Here is a 19,772-nt window from a genome sequence, read left to right on the forward strand (position 1 = left end):
AGTTAAGTAATTGCTGTACTATCACTTGCAAGGCCGGAGGTTGTCGTGTTACTTAAGCAATCACTTAATGAAATGGCTATTCAGGAGGAAGTCATGGCCGAGCGTTCTGTCAAACATGCAACCATCGTCGTGGAGCGGACCTATGAGGCCACGCCAGAACGCGTCTTTGCCGCCTGGTCCAGCGTTGAGGCTTTGCTGCGCTGGAACGCTATGGATGAGGGCTGGTATATGGCCTATGATCAGTTCGATTTTCGCGTCGGTGGTGGTGAAATCTGCCGGTTCGGCCGGACTGGCGGCGAAACCTATATCAATACCAGCACCTATCAGGACATTGTACCGAACAGGCGGATCATATCCTCTGGCACGATGAAGCGTGAGACGACATCGATTTCCAGCGGCGTTGTAACGGTTGAGCTTACGCCTGATGACAAGGGCTGCCATCTTGTTCTGACGGAGCAGGCGGCATTTCTCGATGATGAGGATAAGCCTGAATACCGTCAGGCAGGCTGGAGTTCCATGCTCGACAATCTCGGCAAGGTCTTGAAAAACGAGACCGCTTCGGCCTGATTATTGTTCGGAAACGATCCATTCGGAAAATGCCAGCATGGCTGGCGTCGGTTGACGCGATTGCAGCCGCGTCAGCCAGTAGCTGCCAAGCGAGATCGAAGTCTGAAATGGCTGTTCAATGGCACCTGCAGTGAGGAGCCGCGAGAACATCATGGGCGGTGCCAGCGCCACGCCGATGCCCTGCAAGGCAGCTTCCATCATCGCCAGAGACGAGTCGAAGACAATAGCCCTGTTCAGTTGCGGTGCCGCAGGCGCGTCAGCCGCCGCAAACCATGTGTTCCACTCGTCAGTTCGATAGCTGCGCAGAAGCGTGTGATTGGCAAGGTCAGCAGGCTCTTGCAGTGTTTGCGCCAATGCCGGGACGCATAGCGGCGAAAGCGGAGCTTCGAACAGACGGGTCGCATCGGTGCCATGCCACGCGCCGCTGCCAAACCGGATGGCAAAGTCCAACCCTTCCGCCGCCATATCAACGCGGTTGTTGTTGGTCGACAGGCGGATATCGACGAACGGAAATTGCCGCTGAAAATCCGGCAATCGTGGCAGCAGCCAGCCCACGGCAAATGTTCCGACCGCACCCAGAAACAACAGTTCGCGCACATGGCCGCCTTCGATCCGTTCAAGCGTATCCGCCATATGATCGAAGGATCCGGTGACGACAGGCAGAAGCGCTTCGCCTTCAGCGGTGATTTTCAGACCGCGCGGCAGGCGTTGAAACAATGGTACGCCCAGACGCATTTCCAGGCTTTTGACCTGTTGGCTCACCGCAGCCTGTGTCACGCATAACTCAATGGCAGCGCGGGTGAAACTTAAATGTCTTGCGGATGCTTCGAAGGCTCGCAAGCCGTTCAGCGGGAGAAAGGGGCGAACCATGGATGGCCTAGTTTTTCTTATGTCTGCCCCGAGATATCATGTTTTGACAGGCCCATACAGTGGAATAAATAGAGACCGCTCAGCAAAATTGATGCGTCAAGCGGCAGGCAGCTTATGCCTCGCTGTTCGCGCGACCAGCAAAAGGAAGCCCGATAATGATCTCCAAAGTAACCAGCTTACTGGCATGCGCCCTGCTTGTCACAGGCGCATCAATGGCTGCCAGCCATGCTGCCGAGGAACAGGAAACCGAGATCAAGGATTTGGTCGATACGGCGGTGCGTCCGATCATGGAAAAATACGGTGTTCCGGGGATGGCTGTTGGCGTCGTCGTTGAGGGAAACTCATATCTGTTCAACTACGGTATAGCTTCCCGCCAGACCAAAATGCCTGTTACCGGGGATACGATCTTCGAGATCGGATCGATCAGCAAAACATTCGTTGCAACACAGGCGAGTTGGGCGCAGGTCAATGGCCAGATTTCCCTGTCCGACAAGACGAGCAAATATCTGCCGTCCATGCAGGGGACAGAGTTCGGCGATGTCAGCCTGATGCATCTTGCCACCCATACCGCCGGGGGCTTCCCGCTGCAGGTGCCTGATGAGGTCACGAACGATGATCAGTTGATGACCTATCTGCAAAAGTGGAAGCCCGCCTACAAGGCCGGGACAGCCCGGACCTATGCCAATCCGAGCATCGGGATGCTGGGGTTCATCACCGCCAAAGCCATGAACAAGGATTTCGGCGCGTTAATGCAAGGGGAATTGTTCCCGGCTCTCGGGCTGAAAAGCACCTATGTTGAAGTACCGGCAACCAAAATGGCTGACTATGCCCAAGGGTACACGGCGAAGGATGATCCGGTGCGGGTGAAACCAGCCGTGCTTTCCGCCGAGGCTTATGGGGTGAAAACCACCGCCACCGATCTGATCCGTGTGCTTCAGGCAAACATGAAAATGGTCAAGCTGGATGGAAAGCTGCAGCAGGCAATCACCGACACGCATACGGGCTATTTCAAGGTCGGTGCGATGACACAGGACCTGATATGGGAGCAATATGCCTATCCGGTTGCTCTTAAGATGCTCCAGCAGAGCAATTCAGCTGACATGCTCAAGCAGTTACCGGTCAAGCAATTGACGCCGCCGCTGGCGCCGCGCGACGACGTGTGGATAAACAAGACAGGTTCGACCAGCGGGTTCGGCGGCTATGTGGCGTTCATCCCGAAAAAGCAAGCCGGTATCGTCATTCTGGCCAACAAGAACTATCCCAACGAGGAGCGGGTTCGCATCGCGCATCAGGTATTGACGGGGCTTGAATGAACCATAGCGCGAAACGAACCGGCCATGCGAATGCAGCTTTCACGCATTCGCACGGCCGGTTTTTATATGTGATCGGCCTTTCCCCGTATGCCTTTGCGCCGCCATATTGATTATTCATCTCTGGTTCATGGGATTAGACTTAAGTCTATTACCTAGGGACTATAAACGTCGAAATGCATGTCCACTCAGGCGCATTTCACTGGAGGCACTATGAAAAAGTTGATTTCAGCTCTTTTTGCCGTGGTGATGTCGATTGGAGCCCTCGGAGCAGCCGGACCGGTTTCCGCCGCGCCGATGACTGTCGAGAAGCCGATCACCACATCAGGGACAGTTGCTGCAAATGGCGATGTACTGAAAGTTCAGTATTACCGCGACTATGATCGCCGTTATGACCGTCGCTGGGACCGCCGTTATGATCGTCGCTGGGATCGCAGATGGGACCGGCGTTATGATCGCCGGTGGGACCGTCGTTGGGATCGGCCGCATTATCGTTATGAACGCCGTTGGGATCGCCCGCGTTGGCATCATCGCTATGATCGCAGATGGCGCCGTATTTAACGAACCGACCAGAAAAACCCCGGCCTAAAGCCGGGGTTTTTCGTATCTGCGCCAATGCTTGTCATACGAAAATGTGATCGTATGACGCGGGTGCAATCGGAGATGTTTACTCTAGAGTGCCCATGGAAACCCTTGAAGCCACATATATTTGAAGCCACGAGAGTTGGAGACATTCATGAAGAGAGTGATTGCTTTTGCTGCGGCGCCTTTGCTGGCCCTTGCGGTGTTTTCGTCTGTCGCCGGTGCCGATCCGATTGCTGACCGGCAGGCACTGATGAAAGATCAGGGCAAGGCGGTTGGCAGTCTCGCGCCTATTGCCAAAGGTGACAAGCCGTTTGACGCCGCCGCCGTGCTGGCCGCCCTTACCAAGCTGAATGAGGATGCGCAGAAGATCGATCCGGTGGCACTGTTTCCCGCTGGCTCGGAAGCCGGTGGTGACACCACCGCTTCACCGAAAATCTGGGAAGACAATGCTGGTTTTGTCGCTGCGGTGAACAAGTACAAGGCTGATGCTGCCGCAGCAGCCGGTGCCAAGCCGCAGGATCTTGCCAGCTTCAAGCTTGCCTTTGCACAGGTGTCGCAGAATTGCGGAGCCTGCCATCAGACATTCCGCATCAAGAAGAACTGATTGCGTAAACTGGGGGATACACATTGATCCGCAAGCTTCTGCTGCTCATCATTGTGGTCGTGATAACCGGAGGCGCTGTTTTCTGGCTCCTGTCTGCACCATCGCGGGTTGATCCGGCAAGGCTCGCGGCTGTGGCTCCCGGCGATGCCAAGCGCGGTGAAAGCGTTTTTTGGGCCGGGGGCTGTGCCTCCTGCCATGCGGCACCCGGTGCCAGCGGCGATGCAAGGCTGGTGCTGACTGGTGGCCATGAACTGGTCACGCCATTTGGCACGTTCGTTACCCCCAACATTTCCCCTTCGGATAAAGGCATTGGCAAATGGTCGTTTGAAGATCTTGCCAATGCCATGCTTGCCGGTGTCTCGCCGGACGGGCGGCATTATTACCCGGCCTTTCCCTACACTTCCTATGCACGCATGCAGGTGCAGGACATTGCCGATCTTTACGCCTATCTGAAAACCCTGCCGCCATCGGATAATGTAGCGGCGGATCACCGTTTGAGTTTCCCCTTCACGGTTCGCCGGGGATTGGGATTATGGAAGCGGCTTTATCTGTCGGCGGCCCCGGTTTTGACCATTGCCGGTGCGACGGATGCGATCAAACGTGGTCAGTATCTGGTGGAAGGTCCGGGTCATTGCGGTGAATGCCATACACCGCGCAATGCCATTGGCGGGCTCGACAAGACGCGCTGGCTTGCGGGTGCAAAGGCGCCCGAGGGCAAGGGCGTTGTTCCCAATATTACGGGCGGTGAGGGCGGTATCGACAACTGGTCGGAAAAAGACATCGCCTATGCGCTGGAAAGCGGCTTTACGCCGGATTTTGATTCGCTGGGCGGTTCCATGACCGACGTCGTGCTCAATATGGCGCATCTGGACGCCGCTGACCGCGACGCGATTGCAGCCTATCTCAAGGCGATTCCTGCCCATCCCAATGGTTTTCCAAAACCCTGAGACGACGTCAGTTCGATCCATTCCGGGTCAAATCATTTCACTTTGCTTGGGTTGTCGGGGAATGATTTTCCCGGTGTGATTGATTGTTCAATATTTATGACGTCGATCCTATCAGTCGTTTGCTTCATCCTTTGATCAATAGTGATACGAAAAGGATGGCATCGATGTTGACCCGCAGACAGACTCTCGCCCTGCTTGGCACTGGTGCCGTAACAGTGCTCATACCGTTGACGAGCCGTGCAAACGCCGAGCCGTTGAAAACCCTGCGCATTGGCTGGCAGAAGGGCGGCGTTCTCGCGCTGGCCAAGGGGACAGGTGCACTGGAAAAACGCTTTGAAGCGCGCGGCATAACTGTCAGTTGGGCGGAGTTCTCGTCCGGACCTCCGCTGCTGGAAGCCCTTGGCGCGGGTGCTGTTGATTTCGGGCCGACCGGCGATGTGCCGCCACTCTTCGCGCAGGCCGCCGGCGGTAATCTGGTTTATGCGGGCACCTATAAGGGTTCGCCTGATGGATCAGCCATTCTCGTGCAGAAGGATTCGCCGATCCAAAGCATTGCGGACCTGAAGGGCAAACGGGTCGCCTTCAAGCGGGGATCGAGTGCCCATAATTTCACGGTGAAGGCTTTGCGCACTGCGGGCCTGTCGGTCAATGACATCAGGGCGTCGGACCTTTCACCATCCGATGCCGCCGCCGCCTTCGCGTCTGGCCAGGTCGATGCATGGTCGATCTGGGACCCATATCTTGCCATTGCCGAAAAGCGCCCGGAAACGCGGGTTCTGGCCACGGGTCGGGGCATTGCTGACAGTTGGTCCTATTTCCTCAGCAATGGTGATTTCACCGCCGCCCATGGCGATATCTTGACCGAAGTGCTGGACGAATTGGCAAAGGTAGGCCGGACCGCGCAGGACAATCTCGACCAGACGGTGGCTGCCCTGTCGAAAATTACCGGTGTGCCAGAGGATATTCAGAGGATCACACTGACGCGCGAAGGCCTGCGGCTTGGCGATGTAACGCGCGTGACGCCTGAGGCGATTGCCTATCAGCAGGCACTGGCTGATGAGTTCTATGAGCTGAAAATCATTCCGAAGAAACTTGATATCAGCAGCATCGTCTGGAAGGGCCAGCCTTCCTGAGTGGTCTCAGACATCGCTGCGAAGATTGACTTGGATACGGTTGAGGAACGCCACGAATTGCGCCTCTTCATCAGGCGTAAAATTCGTCATGGCGAGAATATTGCCCTCGTTGAGAGCCGCATAGGCCTGCGGCAGGCGCTCGACGGCAAGCGCTGTTAATTCGATGATCTGGCTCCGCCTGTTGCCGGGATCGACCTTGCGCCGGATAAGCCCGTCACGCTCCATCCGCCCCAGCAACTGTGCCATGGAAGGCTGCTCCACCCGCAAAAGCCGGGCGAGATCGGCCTGCGTTGCCGCATCCCCGTTTTTCACCGCCACCATAATGGGAAGATAGGCTGTTCCAAGCCCGAGCGGCCGCAGCCGTTCCTCGCCCCGGCGTATCAGTTCCCGCGCCACCTGTTTGATCAGGAAGGATGGGGCTTGTCTTGTATCCGGCTCGGACATGTCGATTCTCCTTGAATAGGACCCTATGTTATATTAAATAGGACCCTATGCAATCTATCAAAGAGAATATGGAAATGTCAAAGAATTCAAATATAGCCATCATCGGCGGTGGTCCCGGCGGTCTGCTGCTCGCCCGTATGCTGCATATGAAGGGCGTTGCCTTCACGGTTTTCGAGAGCGATGAATCGCCTGTGCATCGCGGGCAGGGCGGTATGCTCGACCTGCATGCGGAAACCGGACAATACGCGATGAAACGTGCCGGGCTTTTCACGGAGTTCCAGAGTTTTGCCCGTTATGAAGATCAGGGCATACGGCTCTACGACAAGCACGGGGCACTGGTATTCAAGGACGACTCGGCTGATGGCGACAGGCCCGAAATTGATCGCAGCCAGCTTCGCACCCTGCTGTTGCGCTCGTTTCCGCAGGAGGCGATCTGTTGGGGATACCGGTTGAGTGAGGCTTTGCCGCTTGCTGATGGCACTGTCGAGCTTTGCTTCACCAATGGTGTCGTCAGGCAGTTTGATTTTGTCGTCGGTGCAGACGGCGCATGGTCAAAGGTTCGCCCGCTCATATCAACGGCAAAACCTCAGCATACCGGTCTCAGCTATTTCGAGTTGTCGATTGCTGATGTCGACCGGCGTTATCCTGACGTGGCTGCCCTTGTTGGCCGGGGCACATCCATTGCCAAGGGCGATGGCAAGTCGATTTTTGCCCAGCGCAATTCCAACGCGCTTATCCGTGTCTATGCGGCCTTGCCGCGCGGCGATGAGCCGGACGTTGCCGAGACAAAGGAGAGCATTCTCGCGCATTTCGCGGACTGGGATGCGGGCCTGCTCCAGCTGTTTCATGCGGCCGACGAGGATGTACGGCCATGGCCCGTTTATACGCTGCCTGCCGGGCACCACTGGGAGCACCGTGCCGGCATCACGCTTATCGGTGATGCGGCGCATCTCATGCCACCGGCTGGCGAAGGCGCCAACCTTGCGCTGCGCGATGCTGCTGATCTCGCCGATGCCTTGACGCAGGGTGGCGACCGGAGCCGGGCGGTTCAGGCCTATGAGGCTGTGATGTTTGCACGCGCAAAAACAGCCGCCGACGATGCGATGCACATCCTCGCCGCGGGCTCGTCAGAGGACGGTTTGGAAGTGTTCAGAAAGCTGATGAGCGGCGAGGTTTAATTCGTTCCGTCAGCGTTTGTCGCATCCGATCAATACGAAGTTTCCATCAATATATTTGCTGCGCATGGTGTAGAGCCAGCCGCGGCACTCCTCCATGGAACGGAAGCAGCGATAGGCAGAAACGCCCACGTAATCGCCGCCCATGGAGATGATCGGATTGTCTGTTGTACCGGAATAACGCCCGACAATAACACCAGAGCCGCGCGGCGGCGTATTGCAACGCTCGCCAGCATATTCGCTGACATTCTTGCGAACTGCGGCCTGTACTTCAGTCATGTCCATGAGGGAGATTACCGGCTGGGCGGCGAATGCAAGACCGAGCATCAGGGTAAGTGCGCTTCGTTTCATCATGAAAACCTCCTGCAGTGAACCAGTCTAACCTTGCTTCCCCACGAGCGCCTCATGCCTTTATAGCGGAAACAGCGATGTCTGTAACTGCGAGTCGACACAACATCAAACACATCTGCGCTACTGCCATCCGCTGGTTTTCGCGGATGGCTTGGTTGCATCCTCGTGGACGACTAAACCTCCGCCTTGCCGACCAGCTTGAGGGCGTAGGCATAGACATAGGCGACTTCTTCCAGCCGTGAGAACCGGCCAGACGCACCGGCATGCCCTGCATCCATGTTGATGCGGAAGAGCACGGGATTGTCATCGGTCTTCAGCTCCCGCAATTTCGCCACCCATTTTGCCGGTTCCCAGTAAGTCACGCGTGGATCGGTCAGCCCCGCCACTGCGAGAACAGGCGGATAGGCCTGCGCATGGACGTTGTCATAGGGCGAGTAGGAAGCCATATAGGCGTAATCGGTCGGCGAGGTGATCGGATTGCCCCATTCGGTCCATTCCGGCGGGGTGAGCGGCAAAGTATCGTCAAGCATCGTGTTGATGACATCAACGAACGGTACTTCGGCAATGATGCCGCCAAAGGCTTCCGGTGCCATGTTGGCGACGGCGCCCATCAACATGCCACCAGCCGAACCGCCCTGCGCGATGATGCGCTCATGGCTGGTGAAGCCCTCCGCAACCAGATGGCGGGCCGAGGCGATGAAATCCGTGAACGTGTTCTTCTTGTGCAGGCGTTTGCCATTGTCGTACCAGGCATAGCCCTTGTCCTTGCCCCCGCGAATATGGGCAATGGCGTAAATGAAACCCCGATCGGCCAGCGACAGGCAACTGGTGCTGAAGCTTGAGGGAATGGTCATGCCGTAGGAGCCATAGCCATAGAGCAGGCAGGGCGCCGAGCCATCCAGTTTCGTATCACGGTGATAGACGATGGAAACCGGTACGGTTTCGCCATCGGACGCAGGAGCCAGCAAACGCCGGGTGATGTAATCATCCGGGTTGTGGCCGGAAGGCACTTCCTGCGTCTTGAGCAATGTACGCTCGCGTGTGCGCATATTGTAATCATAGAGCTGCGAGGGCGTGGTCATTGATGAATAGGAAAAGCGGATAACCTCGCTGTCATATTCAGGACTGCCCTGCAGGCCGAGCGAGAAAGCCTCTTCGTCAAAGGCAATGGCATGTTCTTCACCCGAATGGCGATTGCGGATGATGATACGGGGCAGGCTGTTCTCACGCTCCAGCCAAACCAGATGGTCCTTGTAAGCACCATGGCCGAGAAGCAGGCGGCCCGCTTTGTGGGCGACCACTTCAGTCCAGTTTTCCGGCTCCGGCGTCGTGACCGGCGTGCTCATGATCTTGAAATCCTTGGCACCATCGGCATTGGTCAGGATGTAGAAAACATCGCCGCCTTCGGTCAGGCTGTATTCTACGCCTGTCTGGCGTGCAGCAACAAGTTTTGGTTCCGAAGCGGCATTTCTGGCATCAAGCAGCCAGACCTCGGAAGTCTCGTGATCATGGCAATCGATGAAGATAAAATCGTCGAGCGAACTGCCGCCGACGCCCAGGAAGAACCCCGCATCCTTCTCCTCATGGATCAGGCGGTCGGTGCTCTCAGGCTGGCCAAGTTCATGATAGAAAAGACGTGAAGGGCGATGATTGGCATCCACCCTTGTATAGTAAAAGCCGTTGGAGTGGGCATTCCATACACCGCCACCGGATGTGTCGCTGACGAGATCATCCGCATCAGCAAGCGTTGTCAGATCGCGCACTTTGAGCGTGTAGAATTCAGAACCCTTATCGTCAAAACCCCAGATCATTTTTGAATGGTCAGGGGAATGGTCGGCGGAGCCGAGACTGAAATAGGCCTTGCCATCGCCTTCCAGATCACCGTCCAGCAGCATGGTCTGCTCATCGCCATCGCGCGGTGTACGGAAAAAACGTGGATGCTGTCCGCCCGTCTTGTAGGAAGTGCCATAGGCATAAGGTCCATCTTTTGATGGAACAGAGGAATCATCCTCCTTGATGCGGCCTTTCATTTCGTCAAAAAGCTTGGCCTGCAATGCCTTGGTATCGGCCATCAATGCCGATTGATAGGCGTTCTCCGCTTCCAGATGACTGCGGATCGCAGGATCGAGCGTTGATGGGTCCTTGAAAACCTCCTGCCAGTTCTCAGCACGCATCCACGCATAGTCATCCACGCGGGTAATACCGTGGCGCGTATCGGAAACCGGATGCTTGGCGGATTGGGGAGCGGGAAGGGTGATGAAACGGGATGTGTTGGTCATAAAATGCTTTCAGGTGCAGTGGATAGGATGGGCAGGATCGGCTGACGCGGATCATGCCAGCATATCGGACTCTTGCCAAAGCATACGATGACCACATCTGCAAAGGATTCGTCAATCCTGCTTAAGAAGCAGAGTGGCGGCACAGAACTACAACCATTACGTGCAATACCGTGGCCTTGCCTTTTTCTATTCCAGATTGTTTTACCAGTGGAGAGAACATCTTCATAAATAAAATGTTGCACATAACTTCTTGCAACAATACTGCCGTTATTTAAGCGAATGCACTGATATGGGCCGGTCGAAGGGCGGTTTCGGCTGATTTGGAGAGGGCGTTTTGCCGGATCAACGTGGCTTTGTGGTTTTTTTGTTCATCTTGTGCGTAAATTGTCTATTTGGTCAAAAACAGAACTCTAACAATATTGTCATGAGTTATTCTATCGTAGGTTTCGCAACCGCACTCAGCAATATCCGTTATTATAGAATGCTTGTGAAATGAGGATTGGTTCCTCATTTTCGCCATTTTTGGTCTTAGTGGTGTTGTGTGGATGTTCACGTGTGAACATTTATGTTATCACATGTTTAATCGGATTTTGGCTTTCTTGCCTTAATCACCGTGAAGACCCAAGTAAATTCTATATCAAGGAAAAATTACAAATATTTCTTTTTTTGGTGAAGTATTGATTTGACAATTTGTGCTCTATCCTGAATACAGTGTGGCCATCAGTGTCAGGATTTCTGATATTTGCAGATTTATACTGCTTGCTTTCCCGAGTAATACCCAGTTTTCAAATTAGATGAAGGATTTGGACTTTGATGACAACATTCGACAATTCAAACACAGCTGCTGGTGATGTTCTTCTGGAGCTGACCGCTGAATTGGTTGCTGCTTATGTAAGCAATAATTCGGTGCCATCTGGCGATCTCCCAGCGCTTATTGCTGATGTCCACGCTGCTCTTGGTCGGGTCGGTAGTGGTGCAGAAGCAGTCGTCGCGATTCAGGAAAAGCCGAAACCTGCAATCAACCCAAAGAAATCCGTAGCGGACGATTACATCGTATGCCTCGAAGACGGCAAGAAATTCAAGTCTTTGAAGCGTCACCTGATGACCCATTATGGCCTTACCCCTGAACAGTATCGCGAAAAGTGGGATCTGGATGCATCCTATCCAATGGTTGCACCAAACTACGCCGCTGCTCGTTCGCGTCTGGCCAAGAACATGGGCCTCGGCCGCAAGCGTAAGAAGGCTGCTTAATAAGCGGCTCACGAATAATTTGCAAAGACGGCGCCTCTGGGCGCCGTTTTTGTTTGTGCCTCAATCCGCACGGATGGTGACCGGGATAGACTTCTGCAATGTATCCAATGCCTGTTTGAGGCCGATATGACGGTTAAGATCATAGCTCCAGTGCCCTTTGCCGCCCTTGATCCTTTCTCTCTCGATCAGTCGCTTTAACCGCCTGCAATAGTTCAACCTGTCTGCAGGGCCGAGAGCGATCATGGTGTCGAGGTTCTCGCCGCAGAGAATTTGCAATGCGAGGCGTTGCCGCGCCGTCTCCCGCTCGGCTTCTCTGGTAGCCAGAAAAGTCTCCCGTTCTTTTATCCAGTCGATATGGGCCATGGTTCCATCCTTGATGTGGGATGGGGCATTATGGGGCGTTGGAATGAATGTAGGACAAAAGTCCTAGAAAATACTGCATTAAAAAGAAAAATGATTTGTAAAACAATAATTTAACGCTTTTGCGCAGCAAAACTTATCCACGGTCTTGATGGGAATATTATAAGAAGATATTCCTATAAATGAAGTGGAGCGAGAATGTCCGAGAATTTCCCTCATTTGATCAGCTCTGTCACCGAAGCGCGGGCGATGATCGATATTCTTCGTCAGCGTCGCTCAAGGCAACGGGTAATCAAGCCATTCATTCCCGATGATAACGAGCCGCTGGATGAGCGTCTCTTTCAGGTCTGCGACAGTGTTATCGATATTCTTTCAGGCTTTTTCAATGTCAGTGGCCGCGATCTTCGCTCACACTCCCGGTGCGAGCGTTCGGTGGCGCGAGTCCGGCAAATCGGCATGTATGTGGCTCATGTGACGTTGTCGCTGAGCATGTCAGAGGTCGGGCGCGCTTTTGGGCGTGACCGCAGCACGGTCAATCATGCCTGTCATCTCATTGAGGATATGCGTGACGAGCCGGAGTTTGACCGCATCATCAACACCATCGAGAATATTCTGAGGGCCGCCTTCCTGCGCAGTGGCATGGTGCGCCGATGAGTGTTGTCAGGAACGGTCTATTGATGCGCAGACTATTGTGTTTCCTCCGCAAGGCACCGGCGGAGGTCGTTGCATCAGGCAATGCAAAGCGCACGCTTGAGAGCGCAGCAGGCGGCGCAATTTCCGTTGAGCGGTCGACGATTGATCATGCTGTTCGTGAAGAATTGGCCCATTCACGCGGCGGCAAGCTCGTAATCACCGACACGGGCAGGGCGTTCCTGCGCCGCTTGGACGGTGGAGCAGATGCCTATGCCGCCCAGCATCGCAGCGAGGCAGTCATTGTGCTTGATGACGGCAATGGTTCAGCGCATGTACGCCGTAACGAAGCGGAATCTCCCCTTGGCCTGTTGCACAAGCGCAAGGATTCATCCGGCAAGCCTTTGATCAGCGACGCAGCATTTAAGGCTGGCGAGCGGCTGCGCAGCGATTACACGTTGGGCAATCTGATGCCGTCACTGGGCGTCAACTGGAATATTGCCGGTTCAGGCGCCAGCCATCGCAGTGGCAATGGGGTGCTTGAAATCACCGATGCAGCGCTGGCAGCGCGGCTACGGGTGGAGCGGGCGCTGGAAGCCGTTGGGCCTGAATTGTCGGGCGTGTTGATTGATGTCTGCTGCTTTCTGAAAGGGCTGGAGGTTATCGAGCGCGAAAGGCAATGGCCTGTCCGCTCGGCGAAGCTCATCCTGAAGACGGCGCTGGCTGCACTGGACCGGCATTACTATCCGCCATCGCCATCACGGCGATCCCAGCGCATTATTCACTGGGGAACCGAGGATTATCGCCCGATACTCTAATGCTGCGTGGCTTGGGCTGACCCGAGGGCGGCCTGCGCTTCGCTGCGGATACGGCCAATCATGGAGCGTAATCCGTTGGAGCGCTGGGGTGTCAGGTTCTCGTTCAATCCCAGTTTCTTCAAGATGGCTTCCGGATCAACAGCCAGGATTTCCGATGCCTTCTTGCCGGAATAGAGTACCATCATAATTGCCACGAGACCGCGCACGATATGCGCATCGGAATCACCGACAAACTCGATCACCGGGTCCGTGCCTTCGCTCAATGTGCTTTTCAGCCAGACTTGACTGACACAGCCATTGACCTTGTGCGCCGCATCGCGGGCGGTGTCTGGATAAGGTTTCAGTTCGCGGCCAAGATCAATGACATAGCGGTAGCGGTCTTCCCAATCGTCAAGAAAGTCGAAATCCGCGATAATGTCGTCAATTGTCTGTGCCATAAAACAAGTCTCTGCTGTGATTAGGCACATATAGTGACGGGAAGCCTCCACGTCACCGTTTTTCCTGTCGCAGGGCTTACTTCTTTACAATGGTGCCGGTGGTCTTGTTGTCGACAGCACCCGAATGTTCGCGTTGACGAATGGCGACGTCGAGAATTTCGCGCAGGGCCATCTCGCGCAGTTTTGCTTTGATCAGATCACTCTGGCTCGTCGAAGCTGCGGTAGGTTTGGCTTCGGCATCTTCATGCGCCGCTGCAACCGCCGCGTCAGCATTGTTTGTCTTGTTGCCGAGCTGTGTGTCGAGATACTGATAGCCGACTTTGGCAACCTCGCCGGCACGAACGCCTGCATTGTTGAGCGCGGCCTTGCCCGTTTCGCAGGCATCGGGATTGCGTGTGCAGAACTGGCTGAGATCGCTGATCGTGGCGCGCGCAGCAAAGAAAGCCTCAAGCGGGCCGGGCTGGGTGGTTCCTTGCGCATTGTCTTTTGGCCCGCCGGGAATGAACAGCGAGATCAGCATCATCCAGAAGCAGAACTTGATCGCAAACCTGATCAGGAAGAACATTTCAAAATCCTCTGTCGATACCCAACTTGCTTTCGACATTGCCACACAGAAGGCAAAAACCCGTTGCGACGCGGTTTTGCATTTGAGTGATCATAGAAACCAAGGATTAAGAAATCTTGGCGACCAAAATGCCGCTTTCCCGATTCGACGGGCAAATGGGCGGCAACCCGAAACCCTTCATTTACCATGCATTGAAAAGCCCCCTCACATTTGCCCGAAACCGGTTGTGAGAGGCATCTGGTGCCCCGGTTTTATCCTTTCCTTAAAGCCTCGTCTGCGAAGGTTAACGGCGACATTGAAATGACCGTCAAGCATTTGGCCCCGGCCGGATCTTGCGGATAGCAGGAAAAAACTGGTGCCGATTCATTCCGTCACACTGCCCAAGATTGCTGATGCCTTCAGGCGCCATTGCAAGCACTGGGTGAGCACATCTGTTGCCGGCGCCGCCGAACGCGACAGGGACGCCCGCATGGCCGGTGCATTTCTGCTTATGCCTGTGCTGCTGGCGGTTGCTCTTCTCACCAGCCATACATTGTTTAGTGAAGCCGGTGGCATGCTGAGCCTTGGCGTCGGGGTTTTTGCCCTGCCGATGATTTTCTGCGGCGCGCTTTCGCTTGTCCGTAACAGCACAATACTGGGTCTGGCTGCACTTGCATCCTATGGCGCGGCGATCGGCCTGATCAGTGTCACCGGACCGTCAGCCAATCTTCTGCTCTGGATCATGGCTGCAGCGATGCCGCTTGAAGCCTGGTTTGTCTATCGCTCGCAGAAATCCCTTGTTACGTCGACAGCTATCGCCGCCACCGTGCTTGCGATTCTCTTCAGTGTGTCGATGTGGATGGGCGGCAATGTCACCCTGACGGCGGTTTCGCTGCTGGCTTCGCTTGGTTATGGCGCTTCATTGCTCGTGCGTGCTGCCAGCGCGCTGGTTGCGCGTGCCCATGCAGCCCGCCGCGATGATCGGGTGGCCGATCTTGAAAATGCCATTGAAGGTGTGGTGATCGGCCTTGGCCGCGACGGTATGATCAATTCGCTGTCCTGCAAGGCGCAGGAACATTTCGGCATGGCCCGCAGCCTGCTGATCGGCACCACGCTGCTCGACCGTGTGCATATATCTGATCGCGTGCATTTCCTTTCCTTCCTGTCGGATTTGCGCGGCGGTGTGGTCGGAGCTTCCACGGAAGTAAAGTTGCGCTGTGTGGCTGCGAGCGCAGCACATACGGTTCGCTTTGCCACCTACCGTCTGTCTGCCGTACCGCACAGTCAGGGTGATGGTTTCGTGGTCGTTGCCTCGGACATTTCAGGTGCCGTTGCTGACCGCTTCGCCCTGGATTCTGCCCGCACGCAGGTGGAAACAGCCGAGATCACCAAGGGCCGCTTCCTTGCTTCCGTCAGCCACGAATTGCGCACGCCGCTGAATTCCATCATCGGCTTCTCCGACGTGCTGCTGCAGGAGATTTGCGGCAAGCTGCCGGATGCCCGCCAGCGCGAATATGTTGAACTGGTACACCAATCAGGCACGCATCTGCTTTCCGTGGTCAATGCTATCCTCGACGTGTCGAAGATCGAGGCCGGAACCTATCCGATCATGGCCGAAAGCTTTGCCTTCAAGGATGCCGTGACCATGGTGCATGACATGATGGCGCATCAGGCCTCGCAGAAGAATGTCACCCTGTGTGATCGTGTGGGCAGGCATATCGGCGCCGTCGTTGCAGATCAGCGTGCCATTCAGCAGGTGCTGATCAATCTGGTGTCCAATGCGGTCAAGTTCACCGAAAGCGGCGGTGTGGTCACCATTGATGCGGGTATCCATGATGACATGCTGGCCTTTTCCGTTAGCGATACCGGTATTGGCATTGCCGAAGCGGATTTGCAGACGCTGGGCCAGCCATTCCGTCAGGTGCAGAACGACTATACCCGCAAGCACGAAGGCACCGGCCTTGGTCTTGCAACCGTCAAGGGCCTGATCGGCCTGCATGGCGGCCAGATGGATATTCGCAGCCGTCCCGGACAGGGCACGGTGGTCAATGTTCTCATTCCACTCGCCGGTCCGCGCATCGAGCCGGTTCCGTTTGAACCGGTCAATATTGTTGAGTTCAGAGCGGACAGCGACAGTGAGGGAGGTTCCCATGCGGAAGCCCGTAAATCGGCCTGACAGCAAAAAGCGCCGCGCCCCCAAACGCGGCCGTATGGCCGCTATTGCCATTGGGATCGGTGGGCTGATCGCCCGCAATCCGACTATCACAGGTGGTGCAACGGCCTTTCTGGTAACGCTCGGCTTCATATCAGCCAATGCGCTGTGGTATCAGCCGCAGGGTCATGACGGCGTGTTCTTCCGCACCCGCCCGGAACTGGTGTTCAAGCCGATCAAGCATGACGGCACCGTATTCGGTACGCCGCAAAAGCAGAGTTCGGTTGACGCGCCCATACGAAAAGTCAATTCGGTGCCCGTACCGCAGGCCAATCCTGATCCTGTAGCTGCGGCTATCAATGGAGACCCTGTTTTGGCACCCGGCGGTGATCCGGAAGTGGCGAAGATGCAACAGAAATTGCTGGCGCTCGGCTTCTATAGCGGTGCGGTGGATGGTTTGGCTGGCAAGGGAACCCGCGCCGCGATCGAGGCCTACCGCAAGGCGTCGGCAGAAATGGGTATTGAGACCCAGCCCGCTGTCGGCAATGCCAGCGACACCACCGCCAGCATCGCCATACCGGCGGCCAAACCTGATCATGGTCAGGAGAAAGCAACCGTTCAGACCATATCAGCCAAGTCCGACGACAAGATGCCAACAGGTGCGGGCGAGCAAACCACAGGCAGCAATCTTGCTCCGGCGGAGATCGTTCGTATTCAGGCTGGCCTGCGCGCCTTCGGCAACGACAAGGTTGAGATCAGCGGCAAGGTTGGCGCCAATACGAAGAGCGCGATCAAGGAGTTCCAGACCCTGTTCAAGCTGCCGGTTACGGGCCAGCCTGATGCGAAACTATTTGCCAAAATGCAGGAAATCGGCCTGATCAATTGATCGGGGTGGTTACTGGAGAAGTGCAATGCGTCTGACATCGGAGTTTTGGGTTTCCGCACTGGTGCGCCGTATCAATGGCACTGGTGCTTTTGCCGCGCTCAGCAATAAGGGTGCGAGCGAAGCTGGCGCGATCTTCATCAAATTCCGCAATTCTGATGGCACCTACGACCTGTTCGGTCCGGCCCCGCAAATGGTCTATGACGAGGCAAAGCCGGATGAGCGGCAGTTTACTCCGCTGAAATCATCCACTGCCGAAAGCGATGTCGACGCCGATCTGGAAAAGCAGAAGCGCTGGGATCGGGATTTGTGGATTGTCGAGATCGAAGATTATCGCGGCGAGCGTGGTGAACTTTTTCCGCTCGCCAAGGACTGATTGCCGTCAGGATACTTTGCGCGTTGACGACCCGGTGCCGCCACGTTCGAAATCCGCCGCCATTTCCCGCAATTTCTGCCGCAGCTTTTGCGAGTTTTCCTCGGTCTTCCAGCGATTGATGGTCGCCTGCGCCTTGTCCTGATCGATCTGCCGGTAGGACTGGACGAAGAGGCGCAGCGAGTGCAGATCCTTGTGCACAAGGCCGAACAGACCTGTCAGCACCAGATGTGCCGCTTCCGCCGATAGGCCGAGCGAGGCAAGCGCAATCGTCAGCTCTGCGTTCAGGCTATGGCCGATGATGCGCTCGGCGGTTTCATTGTCGAGATCAAGCGCCTTGGCGAATTCACCACGGAAGAAGTGTGTTTGGTCGAGAAGTGCAGCATCAATCAAATGGTCTGCCAGCGCCTGATCCGTGGAAAGCCCGGCATCCGTATCGCGCATCAGGGCGCGCAGTGCCTCACGGGTTTCGCGCAGGCGCGGCGATTCTGTTTCCACACGGTCCAAAGGTTCTTCCTCATGGCTGACGGGCAATCCGGTCTGCAGCGCCAGGGCGCGGTCAATGGCCGGGTCGTGAAAATGACGCAGGGTTTGCAGAAGCGCAGCGTCCTCAATCTGCCGCCGCGCGATGGCGCGGGCATGGCCGATGCCTTTTTGCTGGATAAGGCCGATGAGATCAGCCGGTTTCAAAACCGGCGAGCGCAGCAGCAATGGCGCGCAAATATCCACATCATCCGCGGCAAGCGCGAGAATCAGACGTTTCGGTGCATGGGGCATTTCGGAAAGGGCAGCGGCCGCATGACGGCGCACACGCGGCGAGGCGAGGGCGAGAAGCGGAACGGCAAGATCCTCAAGCTGACGGGCATCGCTCTTTGCCGGCCTTGCGACGCAGCAGAAGGCGGTGATGGACGCGGTCAGGAGATCGTCAGCCTTGCTGCCGCCATTGCGGTCTTCAAGTGCCCGAAACTCAGGATACTTCACGAACACACTCCACTCGAACACTCAAGGACGCTATCAAACCATGGCTAAAATTAGCCACGAAGCGTTAGCAACCCGTTAACCATCGGGGTGTCTAATGAAATTATGCGCGAAATAAACGCGCGCGAGCTGATCGGGATCGATCAGCACCCCAAAGGGGTGGCGGGGCAGCTGCGTTATCAGCGCCCTGACCAGATGGCAGCAGGCATGAAGCGTTGCGTATCAAGGAGATCAACAGAGCAGACGGATGGATGAAATGGGTTTTGTCATCAGTTTTCCAAGCAGCGCCATGCGCCAGCGCGTGGCAACCAAATCCGAACCGCGGACGACACCCGCGCAGATCATGATTTTTCCGGGCGTGCGCTATGAGCGCGTTGCGAAAGACAATCGCACCCGTGACAAGGACAAGCCGGGCAGCCGGTTTTTTGATCCGACACCACAACCAAGCTAAGTCAGCTTCGCCCGCACGATAGAGTTCGTGGGGCGAAATTCCGACCAGATTTGCTTGCGCTATCTCGCCCGGTGATGACAGATCCCGGTCATTCGATCACGTTTGAAAAGCCTCGTGAGCCATAAGAGCGCGCAGCCCTTGCGCCAATCCTTATACAAAACATTGTCCCAATAATATTTCTAACTATCTGTAATTGAACGGGAATTCCGCGCAACACTCTTGCCGTAACCACGCCAGCAGGTTGTACTAGGTAGATTCACCGATTGCGCGTCCACGGCAATTATCGTCTCATACAACTATAGTAGTACGCATAAACACCAATTGCCCTGTCGCCGTCTTTTTTGAACCGCAACGAATATTAGGGACGATATTTCAATGTATTTTCACGCCAAAACTGCGGGTGTATCCGCACGTCACAACCTTACTGCAACCTTACGCAATCAGCTGTTGAAAAGCGTCTGCGCCGCATTGATCGTAACCGCGGGTTTCAGCGCGGCAAAGGCGCAGGTGATCCCGTCATCGGACGCGGCACATCCCGGCAACGATGCGGGGCGGCAATCAATGGAAGCCGCTGAGGATAGGGGGCTCATCGGGTCTCAACGTTCTGCTGACACGGATGGCCCGTTGGCC

Annotated in this window: 23 protein-coding genes; 14 read left to right on the plus strand and 9 right to left on the minus strand. The window is 55.7% G+C overall.

The annotated features are described in order from the left end of the window. The first annotated feature begins 93 nt into the window (after positions 1-93). Positions 94-567, plus strand: a complete 474-nt coding sequence (locus tag AB4Y96_RS23065; protein WP_441920171.1) for an SRPBCC family protein — start codon at positions 94-96, stop codon at positions 565-567. Here the strand turns inward: AB4Y96_RS23065 and AB4Y96_RS23070 are convergent, their stop codons facing one another. Then, entirely contained in the window at positions 568-1,437 is an 870-nt protein-coding gene (locus tag AB4Y96_RS23070) for a LysR family transcriptional regulator (protein WP_091880616.1), read from the minus strand. It lies immediately after the preceding gene. A 155-nt stretch (positions 1,438-1,592) separates the two neighbouring features. On the opposite strand from AB4Y96_RS23070, the gene ampC reads away from it, so the two are divergent. The 5 genes from ampC (at position 1,593) to AB4Y96_RS23095 (ending at position 6,016) form a co-directional block, all read left to right on the plus strand. Then, positions 1,593-2,750, plus strand: coding sequence for a class C beta-lactamase (gene ampC / locus AB4Y96_RS23075; RefSeq protein WP_441920173.1), 1,158 nt, complete (start codon positions 1,593-1,595; stop codon positions 2,748-2,750). A gap of 210 nt (positions 2,751-2,960) precedes the next feature. Further along, the gene (locus tag AB4Y96_RS23080; protein ID WP_139210442.1) at positions 2,961-3,308 is read left to right on the plus strand and encodes a hypothetical protein; all 348 of its coding nucleotides are present in this window, start codon (positions 2,961-2,963) and stop codon (positions 3,306-3,308) included. 175 nt (positions 3,309-3,483) lie between these two features. Beyond that, positions 3,484-3,936, plus strand: coding sequence for a c-type cytochrome (locus AB4Y96_RS23085; protein ID WP_441920175.1), 453 nt, complete (start codon positions 3,484-3,486; stop codon positions 3,934-3,936). 23 nt (positions 3,937-3,959) lie between these two features. After that, positions 3,960-4,883: a c-type cytochrome gene (locus AB4Y96_RS23090; protein WP_441920176.1), complete on the plus strand. Its 924-nt coding sequence runs from the start codon at positions 3,960-3,962 to the stop codon at positions 4,881-4,883. Positions 4,884-5,047: 164 nt separating this feature from the next. Beyond that, positions 5,048-6,016, plus strand: coding sequence for an aliphatic sulfonate ABC transporter substrate-binding protein (locus AB4Y96_RS23095; protein WP_441920178.1), 969 nt, complete (start codon positions 5,048-5,050; stop codon positions 6,014-6,016). A 6-nt stretch (positions 6,017-6,022) separates the two neighbouring features. Here AB4Y96_RS23095 and AB4Y96_RS23100 read toward each other — a convergent pair whose 3' ends face one another. Beyond that, positions 6,023-6,460, minus strand: a complete 438-nt coding sequence (locus tag AB4Y96_RS23100) for a MarR family winged helix-turn-helix transcriptional regulator (protein ID WP_091880609.1) — start codon at positions 6,458-6,460, stop codon at positions 6,023-6,025. Positions 6,461-6,534: 74 nt separating this feature from the next. Between AB4Y96_RS23100 and AB4Y96_RS23105 the strand changes: the two genes are divergently transcribed. After that, positions 6,535-7,638: an FAD-dependent oxidoreductase gene (locus AB4Y96_RS23105; protein ID WP_441920180.1), complete on the plus strand. Its 1,104-nt coding sequence runs from the start codon at positions 6,535-6,537 to the stop codon at positions 7,636-7,638. Between the two features lie 9 nt (positions 7,639-7,647). On the opposite strand, the gene AB4Y96_RS23110 is transcribed toward AB4Y96_RS23105, so the two are convergent. Continuing rightward, entirely contained in the window at positions 7,648-7,986 is a 339-nt protein-coding gene (locus AB4Y96_RS23110) for a metallophosphoesterase (protein WP_441920209.1), read from the minus strand. A gap of 173 nt (positions 7,987-8,159) precedes the next feature. Continuing rightward, entirely contained in the window at positions 8,160-10,265 is a 2,106-nt protein-coding gene (locus AB4Y96_RS23115) for a S9 family peptidase (RefSeq protein ID WP_441920182.1), read from the minus strand. Positions 10,266-11,078: 813 nt separating this feature from the next. Between AB4Y96_RS23115 and AB4Y96_RS23120 the strand changes: the two genes are divergently transcribed. After that, positions 11,079-11,516: a MucR family transcriptional regulator gene (locus AB4Y96_RS23120; RefSeq protein ID WP_091880604.1), complete on the plus strand. Its 438-nt coding sequence runs from the start codon at positions 11,079-11,081 to the stop codon at positions 11,514-11,516. A 60-nt stretch (positions 11,517-11,576) separates the two neighbouring features. Here the strand turns inward: AB4Y96_RS23120 and AB4Y96_RS23125 are convergent, their stop codons facing one another. Then, entirely contained in the window at positions 11,577-11,879 is a 303-nt protein-coding gene (locus AB4Y96_RS23125; RefSeq protein WP_441920183.1) for a cytoplasmic protein, read from the minus strand. Between the two features lie 195 nt (positions 11,880-12,074). On the opposite strand from AB4Y96_RS23125, the gene AB4Y96_RS23130 reads away from it, so the two are divergent. Both AB4Y96_RS23130 and AB4Y96_RS23135 read left to right on the plus strand, forming a co-directional pair. Beyond that, the gene (locus AB4Y96_RS23130) at positions 12,075-12,530 is read left to right on the plus strand and encodes a helix-turn-helix domain-containing protein (RefSeq protein WP_441920184.1); all 456 of its coding nucleotides are present in this window, start codon (positions 12,075-12,077) and stop codon (positions 12,528-12,530) included. A 23-nt stretch (positions 12,531-12,553) separates the two neighbouring features. Continuing rightward, positions 12,554-13,324, plus strand: coding sequence for a DUF6456 domain-containing protein (locus tag AB4Y96_RS23135; RefSeq protein ID WP_441920186.1), 771 nt, complete (start codon positions 12,554-12,556; stop codon positions 13,322-13,324). Here AB4Y96_RS23135 and AB4Y96_RS23140 read toward each other — a convergent pair. Together AB4Y96_RS23140 and AB4Y96_RS23145 are read right to left on the minus strand one after the other, a co-directional pair. Beyond that, complete coding sequence (locus tag AB4Y96_RS23140) at positions 13,321-13,761, minus strand: SufE family protein (protein ID WP_441920187.1); 441 nt, start codon at positions 13,759-13,761, stop codon at positions 13,321-13,323. The two genes, AB4Y96_RS23135 and AB4Y96_RS23140, sit on opposite strands and share 4 nt — an antisense overlap. Positions 13,762-13,837: 76 nt before the next feature. After that, on the minus strand, positions 13,838-14,365 hold the full coding sequence (locus AB4Y96_RS23145) for a DUF5330 domain-containing protein (protein ID WP_441920189.1): 528 nt from the start codon (positions 14,363-14,365) through the stop codon (positions 13,838-13,840). A 316-nt stretch (positions 14,366-14,681) separates the two neighbouring features. Between AB4Y96_RS23145 and AB4Y96_RS23150 the strand changes: the two genes are divergently transcribed. The 3 genes from AB4Y96_RS23150 to AB4Y96_RS23160 are packed head-to-tail and all read left to right on the plus strand — an operon-like array spanning position 14,682 to position 17,716. Then, on the plus strand, positions 14,682-16,481 hold the full coding sequence (locus AB4Y96_RS23150; RefSeq protein WP_441920191.1) for a sensor histidine kinase: 1,800 nt from the start codon (positions 14,682-14,684) through the stop codon (positions 16,479-16,481). Then, positions 16,456-17,343 carry a peptidoglycan-binding domain-containing protein gene (locus AB4Y96_RS23155; protein WP_441920192.1) on the plus strand — a complete coding sequence of 296 codons (888 nt, stop codon included), beginning with the start codon at positions 16,456-16,458 and terminating at the stop codon, positions 17,341-17,343. Before AB4Y96_RS23150 ends, AB4Y96_RS23155 begins: the two co-directional genes overlap by 26 nt. Before the next feature lie 25 nt (positions 17,344-17,368). Next, positions 17,369-17,716 (plus strand): DUF1491 family protein, encoded by a 348-nt coding sequence (locus AB4Y96_RS23160; protein ID WP_441920195.1) that lies wholly within the window; start codon positions 17,369-17,371, stop codon positions 17,714-17,716. A gap of 6 nt (positions 17,717-17,722) precedes the next feature. On the opposite strand, the gene AB4Y96_RS23165 is transcribed toward AB4Y96_RS23160, so the two are convergent. Next, positions 17,723-18,694 carry a DUF2336 domain-containing protein gene (locus tag AB4Y96_RS23165; protein WP_091880592.1) on the minus strand — a complete coding sequence of 324 codons (972 nt, stop codon included), beginning with the start codon at positions 18,692-18,694 and terminating at the stop codon, positions 17,723-17,725. A 253-nt stretch (positions 18,695-18,947) separates the two neighbouring features. Here AB4Y96_RS23165 and AB4Y96_RS23170 point away from each other — a divergent pair, with 253 nt between their 5' ends. Further along, the gene (locus tag AB4Y96_RS23170; protein ID WP_441920199.1) at positions 18,948-19,142 is read left to right on the plus strand and encodes a hypothetical protein; all 195 of its coding nucleotides are present in this window, start codon (positions 18,948-18,950) and stop codon (positions 19,140-19,142) included. Positions 19,143-19,582: 440 nt separating this feature from the next. On the opposite strand, the gene AB4Y96_RS23175 is transcribed toward AB4Y96_RS23170, so the two are convergent. Further along, a complete protein-coding gene (locus tag AB4Y96_RS23175) occupies positions 19,583-19,732 on the minus strand; it encodes a hypothetical protein (protein WP_175540593.1) in 150 nt (49 codons plus the stop codon). Positions 19,733-19,772: the final 40 nt, after the last annotated feature.

This window comes from Phyllobacterium sp. TAF24 (assembly GCF_052113785.1).
Classification (GTDB): Bacteria; Pseudomonadota; Alphaproteobacteria; order Rhizobiales; family Rhizobiaceae; genus Phyllobacterium.